The sequence below is a fragment of the Williamwhitmania sp. genome, assembly GCA_035529935.1.
Lineage (GTDB): Bacteria > Bacteroidota > Bacteroidia > Bacteroidales > Williamwhitmaniaceae > Williamwhitmania.
In genome coordinates this window covers 1-8,283 of record DATKVT010000156.1, presented here as the reverse complement: position 1 = coordinate 8,283, position 8,283 = coordinate 1, and the positions used below count along the sequence as shown (strand labels likewise).

General features: G+C 43.5%; 7 protein-coding genes. 5 read left to right on the top strand and 2 right to left on the bottom strand.

Features of this window, described 5'->3' with window-relative positions; translation table 11 throughout:
• On the bottom strand, positions 1 to 181 hold a 181-nt coding region (locus VMW01_11770; GenBank protein HUW06928.1), incomplete at its 3' end, for a redoxin domain-containing protein.
• Between the two features lie 285 nt (positions 182 to 466).
• On the opposite strand from VMW01_11770, the gene VMW01_11765 reads away from it, so the two are divergent.
• From VMW01_11765 to VMW01_11750, 4 genes are all read left to right on the top strand, one after another.
• Positions 467 to 1,402, top strand: a complete 936-nt coding sequence (locus tag VMW01_11765) for a LysR substrate-binding domain-containing protein (GenBank protein HUW06927.1) — start codon at positions 467 to 469, stop codon at positions 1,400 to 1,402.
• Positions 1,403 to 1,514: 112 nt separating this feature from the next.
• Positions 1,515 to 3,143, top strand: coding sequence for a S8 family serine peptidase (locus VMW01_11760; protein HUW06926.1), 1,629 nt, complete (start codon positions 1,515 to 1,517; stop codon positions 3,141 to 3,143).
• A gap of 9 nt (positions 3,144 to 3,152) precedes the next feature.
• The gene (locus VMW01_11755) at positions 3,153 to 3,851 is read left to right on the top strand and encodes a hypothetical protein (protein ID HUW06925.1); all 699 of its coding nucleotides are present in this window, start codon (positions 3,153 to 3,155) and stop codon (positions 3,849 to 3,851) included.
• Positions 3,852 to 3,943: 92 nt separating this feature from the next.
• Entirely contained in the window at positions 3,944 to 5,689 is a 1,746-nt protein-coding gene (locus tag VMW01_11750) for a C69 family dipeptidase (protein ID HUW06924.1), read from the top strand.
• Between the two features lie 67 nt (positions 5,690 to 5,756).
• On the opposite strand, the gene VMW01_11745 is transcribed toward VMW01_11750, so the two are convergent.
• The gene (locus tag VMW01_11745; protein HUW06923.1) at positions 5,757 to 6,176 is read right to left on the bottom strand and encodes an OsmC family protein; all 420 of its coding nucleotides are present in this window, start codon (positions 6,174 to 6,176) and stop codon (positions 5,757 to 5,759) included.
• 272 nt (positions 6,177 to 6,448) lie between these two features.
• Between VMW01_11745 and VMW01_11740 the strand changes: the two genes are divergently transcribed.
• Positions 6,449 to 7,810 (top strand): IS4 family transposase, encoded by a 1,362-nt coding sequence (locus VMW01_11740; GenBank protein ID HUW06922.1) that lies wholly within the window; start codon positions 6,449 to 6,451, stop codon positions 7,808 to 7,810.
• Positions 7,811 to 8,283 lie beyond the last annotated feature (473 nt).

Below are 8,283 nucleotides of genomic sequence, written 5' to 3'. Positions count from 1 at the left end.
CTGCAAAGCCACTCATTTCGGTTGTGCACACAGGCGTAAAATCAGCAGGGTGCGAAAAGAGCACAATCCATTTATCCTTTGCATAATCGGATAATTTAATTACCCCTTTTGTTGTGGTTGCCGTAAAATCGGGAGCCATGTCGCCAATTCGTGGCATACTGTAAACTTCTTGATTTTCCATAAATAAATTAATTAACTGTTTATAATAAGGTGAGAATAGCTATCGTCCAAAAAACAAGGAGTATATCCAAATCATCTTCTATTGAGAATTGTAAAGCCTAATTGTTGATGTCTTCATACTCATAGTTCTCAATTTAAATGTTTTACTATTATTTTTTTGGTATTGCAAAGTTACAACGTTAAAACTCATTTGTCAAACTGATTTTTTTTATATCATTATAGATATTGTTTATATCGTCTTACAGCCATATATTTACAAGCACATTTGTTACATTATTTAAGCTTTATGAACATTCAGCAGCTAGAATACATAATTGCAATTGATACCCATAGGCATTTTGCTAAAGCAGCAGAGGCTTGCTTTGTAACTCAACCCACCATGAGCATGATGGTGCAAAAGTTGGAAGAGGAGCTTGAGGTAAAGATTTTCGATCGCAGCAAGCAGCCAGTAGTTCCAACCCAAGTTGGAATCCTAATAATTGCACAAGCACGTCGGGCTCTCGTCGAAATTAAGGAGCTTAAAGAAATTGCCAATGGTGAAAAAGGGCTGGTTAGTGGTTCGCTCAAGATTGGGATTATCCCGACGCTTGCACCATATCTCCTCCCCCTCTTTCTCGACAACTTCAGAAAACATTTTCCTCAAGTGAGGGTGAAGATTACAGAGATGGTTACGGAAACCATTGTAGAGGACCTTAAATCAGGCAAGTTGGATGCAGGCCTACTTGTAACGCCATTACTGGACAGCAAGATTAAGGAGTATCCACTCTTCTATGAGAAATTTTTTGCCTATGTCTCCTCCGAGGAGTCAGCCTTCGACAAATCCTACATTCTTCCAACCGACATCGACCCAAATCACCTATGGCTTTTAGAAGAAGGGCACTGCTTTCGTTCTCAAATAATGAGGCTTTGTGAGTTAAAGCGCAACTCCGATACAGGGATTAATCTTGAGTATGAGGCTGGAAGCATTGAAACCCTCATGCGCATTATCGAAAGTAGCGGAGGTATTACCATTATTCCCGAGTTGGCAACAAAAAACCTTACCGTTGATCAAATAGAGCACGTTCGGCCATTTGAGTCACCAATTCCTATGAGGGAGGTAAGCCTAGTAAGCCATCGGGAGTTTGTAAAGCAACGGCTACTTGATGCGCTCAAGAAGGAGATAATCCTAGTAATTCCTGAAGAACTAAAGACATCTGAATTGGGCCACGTCGTCAATATTTAGCTCGAAAATTTCCTCAATCCCCGAAAATTATAACAGCAGCCAAACAAAGAAAATTATAAATATCTTTGTTTAAGCTTGAGTAATCTACTAAACTCTTAACCTATCTACACCGATGATTAAACATAAACGGATAGCATTCACCTTAGTTTTCTTAATTTGGCTTCCCGCCCTAATGGTAGCGCAACCGCGGTATTGGGTTCAATTTACCGACAAACACGGCACAACCTTTAATCCAGAAAACTACTTCTGCACCAAGACATTGGAACGGAGAGTTACCGAGAATGTCTCCCCTACCGACTCTACCGACTTCCCGTTGAACGAAAGCTACATTGCTGCCGTCAATGGCATTGCAAGCGATATGGGAAAAGAGAGTCGCTGGCTCAATGCGGTGGCAGTTTCAGCCTCAAAAAATGAGATAAAGAGAATTGAAAATCTTCCCTTTGTAAAGCAGGTTAAACCCATTTCCGGCGCTTGGACAACCACAAGGGTAATCCAAAAAAAGAGTAGCGATGCGAGCAACGACCACCTGTGGGACATCCTCTATCGCCAAACAGAGCGCATGGGAGGACGATACTTCCGCGACTCAAGCATAAATGGCAAAGGTGTTAGAATTGCCGTATTCGATGCCGGTTTTCCTAATGTTGATACCCATCCAGCCTTTGAGCAAATTCGAAAAGATGGCAGAATAATTGCCACTTGGGACTTCACCAAAAACCGTTCAAATGTATTCCGTGGAAATTCCCATGGCACCAATGTGCTTTCATGCATTGCTGGCATCCACGATGGCACCGCAATGGGTTTGGCCACCGGGGCTGAGTTTTTGCTTGCCATTACCGAAGTTAACAGTGAACCATTTTCGGAAGAGGAAAACTGGATGGCAGCAATGGAGTGGGCTTACAAAAATGGGGCAGATATTATTAGCAGCTCACTTGGCTATACCTTCAACCGTTACTTCCCAAAGGATATGGACGGAAAGAAAAGCTTCGTTGTGAAGGCAGCAAGCTTAGCCGCCAGAAAAGGAATGCTTGTAATTAACGCCGCCGGCAACGATGGCGATAACAACTGGAAGGTAATTGGCACTCCGGCTGATGCTGACTCCATACTTTCCATAGGCGGAATATCGCCAGAAACCCATCTTCATATTAATTTTTCATCCTACGGTCCAACGGCCGATGGAAGAATGAAGCCCAACGTTTCTGCATTTGGTGAAGCAGTGGTGGCTAAGCCCAAAGGTGGTGTTGAGATTGCTTATGGCACCTCCTTTGCAACCCCACTCGTGGCAGGCTTTGCCGCCTGTGCATGGCAGGCAAGCAAAGGCAAAACTGCCATGGAGATGTTAAAGGAAATTGAGAAATCGGCCGACCTCTACCCCTACTTCGACTATGCACATGGCTACGGAGTCCCTCAAGCCGGATACTTCCTTTATTCTGCCAACGACAGCGTAAATTCAACGTTTTCACTTTATGAAACTGGCGAATACTATTCGGTTTACATATCCTACGGGCTGGTTAAGCTCCTGTCGGGTTACAATACCTCAATCCTATTCTACAGCATCGAAAAGCCAGATGGAACTCTTGCCGAATATGGAGCCGCAAGAGTTTATCAGGAACAGGCACTAAACTTTAAAAAGAGCGCCTTTAAGATTGGCTATAAGCTCAACGTGCGCTATCTCAACTATTACGCTACGTTTGAACTTGGCGCAAAGGAACCCGTTGATCACGAAATTACTGCAAACCTATAGACCGCTGCCATGAAAAAAACATTATCGATGCTTGCAATCCTGCTATTTTCACTGGCAGGCTATTCACAAACTATTCTAATGGAGGATTCCAATCCCATGGCACCCTACGAGGTTAAAACGCATGGGCCCAACCTAAAAAATTATGGTCAATGGTTCATAGGATTTGGAGCTGTTACGCCGGTTGGGGCTAATAGCGACAATACCATTTTTGGTAAGTCGCTGCTTTTTGATCTCGGATACCGCTACCGCTATCGTGTATCCAACTTTTTCAATACAGGGTTCGACCTCTCCTACTATCTCCAAGGAAATCGGCTTAACAAATCGGGCATGCTAAAGGTGTACGATGGTCTCGTGCATGGTAGGGAGAACATTGTCCAGAATGAGTTTAGATTTTCCCCATTTTTCCGGTTTAACCTTACACCCAAAAGAGGTAACTTCTTGGGAACCTACGTTGATCTTGGAGGCTATGTCGCTTGGAATTTCCTACCGGTTTTTAGAGCCGTAGACACCAAAACTAGCAACAACGAGATGCTAAAATATACCCGTCAGTTCGACCCCATGCAGAAGCGCTATGAATATGGCCTCACCGGACGAATTGCAAGGAATAAGTTTATCGTGTTCGCTCATTACCGTCTTAGCGACTTGCTAAAAAATTCTAGCTTACCCGATTTGCCACGATTAGCAGCAGGAGTTCAGTTTGGAATATAAAAATTGCTATTACTGGATGATCTTGCCAATTTAGGAATCAACTTACGATGATTGCTTTTGCTATATTTGATCAAACCTAAGAAATAACCTTCATGAAAAAGATATCCATTTTGACGTTACTAGTCGCAGCCCTGGGCTTTTACAACCCTTCTACGGCTTGTACCAACTACATTATTACCAAGGGGGCATCGGCTGACGGCTCCGTTATGATTAGCTACGCCGCCGATTCCCACATCCGGTATGGGGAACTTTACTACATACCGGGTGGTCCCCAACCAGCTGGCTCCATGTATAAAATCTTCGACCGTGGAACGATGAAGTATTTGGGAGAGATTCCGCAACCTGCCTTTACCTATACGGTTATAGGCTTCATGAATGAGCATCAGGTAGCCATTGGCGAAACTACATTCGGCGGTGTTTCTGGCTTAGAGGACACCACCGGAATGATTGACTACGGCAGCCTCATGTTCCTTGCGCTTCAACGAGCAAAAACTGCAAGAGAAGCCATAAAGGTAATGGCCGAGTTGGTGGATAAGTATGGCTACTTCAGCAGTGGGGAGTCATTCTCGATAGGCGATGCCAACGAAGCCTGGATATTTGAGATGATAGGCAAGGGAACCCAAATGGTAACGGACAAGAAAACGGGCAAAGCATACAATAAGAACAAGGGTGCAGTGTGGGTAGCCATCCGCATTCCCGATGGATACATTTCGGCCCATGCAAACCAAGCCAGAATAACCACCTTCCCATTGGCAAACGGCAAGACATCAATCACCAGCAAAAATCTCGACAAGATTTTCAATCCAGAGGTTAATGTAGTTTACTCCAGCGATGTAATCAGCTTTGCCAAGGAGAAAGGGCTTTACAAAGGAAAGGATGAAGAGTTTAGCTTCTCCGACACCTACAACCCGGTGACCTTTGAAGGTGCTCGCTTCTGCGAAATTCGCGTTTGGAGCATGTTTAAGAATGTGAACAAGGATATGTGGAGCTACTTCGACTATGCAAAGGGAGAAAACCTAAAGCATAGAATGCCACTCTATATAAAGCCCGACCATAAGCTCACACCTCAAGACCTGATGGCCAACTACCGCGACCATTTGGAAGGCACCGAGCTGGACATGAGCAAGGACCCCGGTGCTGGCCCCTTTGGATTACCCTACCGCTGGCGTCCCCTCACCTGGAAGGTTAACGGAAAAGAGTACTTCAACGAACGTGCTACGGCCACACAGCAGACAGCATTTTCGTTTATTGCCCAGCTCCGCAGCTGGATGCCCGACCCCATTGGAGGTATATTCTGGATTGGCGTTGACGACGCGGCCACAACCGTATACGTACCCATTTACGCCGGAATTCGCAAGGCACCAGAATCGTATACCCAAGGAAACGGCGATATGCTCACCTACTCCGAAACCTCAGCCTTCTGGACATTCAACAAGGTAGCCAACTTTACCTACCTGCGATACGACCTCATGGTTCAGGATGTGAAGAAGGTTCAAAAGGAGCTGGAAGACAAGTATGCAGCGCTAATTCCCGACGTGGATAAAACGGCTTTGAAAATATACAGTGAGAATCCTGAAAGAGCCAGAGATTTTGTATCAACCTTCTCCATTGCTACCGCCAACAGCACCGTTGCACAATGGAACGACCTATTCCACTTTCTGCTGGTAAAGTATATCGACGGAAATGTGAAAAAGGAGAAGGATGGTGTATTTGAGAAAAATCCCTATGGCTTTGTACCTAATCCTAAACAGCCCGGCTACCCGGAGTGGTGGTTAAAGCAGCTGGTGAAAGAGACCGGAAACAAATTCGAATTGCCCGAAGCGGCGGCTTCGCATTAGGATAATAATAGAAGAGCGCGACTAACCATCGCGCTCTTTTCATATATGCAAGAATTCCAAACAGCAGCTATTCAACAGTTCTGATCTCGTAGCTCATTTTGATAGCCTTTTTGTAAATGGCATTCACTCCACAGTACCTATCTTCGGATAAGCTAACGGCCTTCTCCAACTTTTCGAGCGGCAAATCTTTTCCCTTAAACTCGTATATCACCTTAAGTTCAGTAAAGTGCTTGGGATGTTCCTCCGTTTGCTCCCCTTCAATAAGAATATTAAGGCCTTCGAATTCGACCTTCATCTTCTTTAAAATAGAAACCACATCCATTCCTGTGCAGCCTGCAAGGGCAACCAGCATCAGTGGTTTGGGTCGTGGGCCGCTGTCCTCACCACCCACCGAAGGGTCGGCATCAACAACAACCTTATGTCCAAAAACATCGGACTCAAATTTCATATTCCCCTTCCACTCGGTTTTAAGCGCTACTTTACTCATAGTTATAAATTTTGTAGAGAAACAGTAGACTGCCACTATTGTTCAACGAGGTAAGGGTTCAAAATATGAAGTTAAACTGGAGATAGAAGAAGTTAGAGAAGTTAGAGAAGTTAGAGAAGTTAAAGAAGTTAAAGAAGTTAAAGAAGTTAAAGAAGTCGTTGCCAAGATCACGCGATAGCGCATAGCCGTCAAGTTAAGGGTTTAACATGTTTGATTTAAGCGACTTACAATACTAGCATAGAATTACCGTTTTCTCTTAATAGAATGGGGGTATATCCAATACCTCAACGGAGAAATTCCAAGAGATATTTTCAGCTGAGAACCTTGACAAGATAGCCGAAGAGAGTGGCTTTAAATCCAGGGAATCTAAAATCACCCCCAAAATGTTCTTGGACAGCTTACTGTTCAATGCCTCCTCCGATGCTAACAAGAGCCTGAACAGCCTTAGCGTTGAGATGAAGCAAAATTTCAACGTTGATGTTACCAAGCAGGGCCTCCACGAGCGGTATACAGAGAAGACCGCCTTATACCTTAAGTCTATCCTGAGCCAGCTATGTTTTGTGATTGACCAGCCGATTGATGAGGGATGGTTTGGCCACTTCAACAGCATCTATGTAAAGGATAGCACAAAGTTTGTTTTACCCGAAGAGTATGCCCAAGCAATGCCTGGTTTTGGTGGTGTCTCGTCTAAATCCGCAGCTTGTATACAGTACGAGTACGACCTAAAAACAGGGTCAATCCATGATTTAACCATTACGCCGGCTAACCGGCCAGATACTAGGGATGCACAGGATACAAAGGACAACGTAAAGCCAAAAGACCTTGTCATCCGTGATTTGGGCTATTTTTCAATAGATGTACTAAGAAACTTCATAGATAATGGAGCTTACATTATATCAAAGCTGCACACAAAACCGTTGGTCTATGAAGTAAAAAACAACAAGTATGAACTCCTTGATTTTAATAAGCTTTACCGGTGGATGAAAAAAAACAAAGTATTGCAAATGGAGAAAAAGGTTTGTATCGGGGCCAAATCAAGACTACCCATTCGGTTAGTCATTGAGACTGTACCGGATGAGGTTTTTGCGCAAAGAATGAGTAAAATCAATAAATACAACAAGCGCATGGGGTTTACAACATCAAGTGATTATGCCGATCGTGCAAGGCTGAACCTGATCATTACCAATGTTTCCAATGAAACGATACCGGCACAGGCAATAGTAGCCCTATACCATGTACGCTGGCAGGTTGAGCTGGTCTTTAAAATCTGGAAATCCACTTTTGGGGTGCACAAGATTGGGAGAATGAAGTATTACCGCTGGCTAAGCATTTTGTATGCAAAGCTGATACTGATAGCCATATATTGGCAAGCTATCATGCCCGCCCGATTCTATTTCTACAAAGCACGAGGGAAGCTACTAAGCGTTGATAAATGCTTCAAGACGTTGAAAAGCGCTACCACAAGACTTCGGGAGGCTATGAAAAATGGTGATCAGGCCATACAGCAGCTATTCACAAGCATCATCGCGCTGATATCAGAGAAGCATTGGCTGGAGAAGAAAAAGAATAAGTTAAATTACGAACAAATAATATACTTAATATATTGTAATTCAAATGTATATGTGTATATTTAAGAAAAACAGCGAGACAAAGTACTAAAACATTATCTCGCTGATTACTAGTAATCTAAAGTTCTTTGTTATGAGCAAAATTACGAAATCAAGCCCTGTTCTCAAAAGGAATGGGGTACAATTTAATTATATAACTCATATTCAATCTATTATAATATTAACTTGACGGCTATGCGCGATAGCGGGGTTAAACTGAAGTTAGATAGAAAAAGTGATTCTAAAATCGGCTAATGGTTACTCCCCTTCCAAAAAAATCATACAATATTTGCTTTCCGCCAAAATCGTGCATAAACTTGCTACTACAATAAAAATAAATGCACCCATGGCTAAGAGTAGTCGTAAGCAGGACATTAAAAAGCTCATTTCGAGTTTGAAGATTACCAACCAGGATGAGCTGCTGGAGGAGTTGCGGCAGCTGGGCTATGAACTTACGCAGGCAACACTATCGCGCGATCTAAAATCGCTGGGGGTAGCCA

Excerpts from the sequence above, each read along its gene's own strand:
- VMW01_11760 (HUW06926.1), top strand. The coding sequence starts at position 1,515 with ATGATTAAACATAAACGGATAGCATTCACCTTAGTTTTCTTAATTTGG.
- VMW01_11765 (HUW06927.1), top strand. The coding sequence starts at position 467 with ATGAACATTCAGCAGCTAGAATACATAATTGCAATTGATACCCATAGG.
- VMW01_11755 (HUW06925.1), top strand. The coding sequence starts at position 3,153 with ATGAAAAAAACATTATCGATGCTTGCAATCCTGCTATTTTCACTGGCA.
- VMW01_11745 (HUW06923.1), bottom strand. The coding sequence starts at position 6,176 with ATGAGTAAAGTAGCGCTTAAAACCGAGTGGAAGGGGAATATGAAATTT.
- VMW01_11750 (HUW06924.1), top strand. The coding sequence starts at position 3,944 with ATGAAAAAGATATCCATTTTGACGTTACTAGTCGCAGCCCTGGGCTTT.